At 59.5% G+C, this 944-nt stretch carries 1 pseudogene; it reads right to left on the reverse strand.

The annotated features are described in order from the left end of the window. Window positions 1–939: pseudogene (locus A5634_RS01560) on the reverse strand (PPE family protein); the annotation flags it as partial. Window positions 940–944: the final 5 nt, after the last annotated feature.

Below are 944 nucleotides of genomic sequence, written 5' to 3' on the forward strand. Positions count from 1 at the left end.
GTTGTAGCTGCCGGTGTTGCCGATACCGGTGTTGGCGATGCTGGTGTTGCCGATACCGGTGTTGTAGTCACCGGCATTGCCGATACCGGTATTGCCGGTACCGGAGTTAAAGAACCCGCGGTTGCCGTGACCGGAGTTGAACAAACCGATGTTGTCAGTGCCCGCATTCAACCCGCCGAAGCCGACATTGCCGCTACCGAGCAACCCGATACCGGAATTGTTGTCACCCCAGTTGGCAAAGCCGGCGTTGCCGTTACCCCAGTTACCGAAACCGATGTTGCCGTTGCCGGTGTTACCGAACCCGATGTTGCCGCTACCAGAGTTGCCGAACCCGATATTGCCATCACCAAGGTTGCCGAACCCGAAGTTGTTGCTCCCCAGATCACCGAACCCGAAGTTGAAATCGCCCAGGTTGCCGCCACCGAAGTTACTGCCACCCACATTGCCCAAACCGAAGTTCAACTCGCCGATATTGCCGCCACCCACATTGAGCCCACCCTGGTTACCCAAGCCGATACTCAACGTGGTGAAGTCGCTCACCGCACTGTGCGCCAACCCCGAAACCTGGCTACCGAAATTGCCGAACCCAGAGACCACCGCCGCCTGCGCCGCGTCCAACGAACTCGCGTTGAACATGCCCGAGATGCTGTTGCCCAGGTTGCGCATCCCCGAGGTCAAGTCACCCACATTGCCCACACCCGAGGCACCCAACCCCAGGTTCTGCCACCCCGAACTGCCCGCACCCATATTGAAGAAGCCCGAAGAACTGCCCGAACCGCTATTGAAGAAACCCGACGACGGAGCACCCGTGGTGTTGCCGAAGCCCGGGCCCGCCGGGATCGAGAATGGAATATCGATCGGGCCGACAGTGCCGGTGATGCCGCCGAACAAGGTGTAATTCGGACCGCCAATCACGAAGTTCAGCCGTGGTCCGCTGATCGTTA

Origin of the sequence: Mycobacterium asiaticum (assembly GCF_001673365.1) — a bacterium.
GTDB classification, from domain to species: Bacteria; Actinomycetota; Actinomycetes; order Mycobacteriales; family Mycobacteriaceae; genus Mycobacterium; species Mycobacterium asiaticum_A.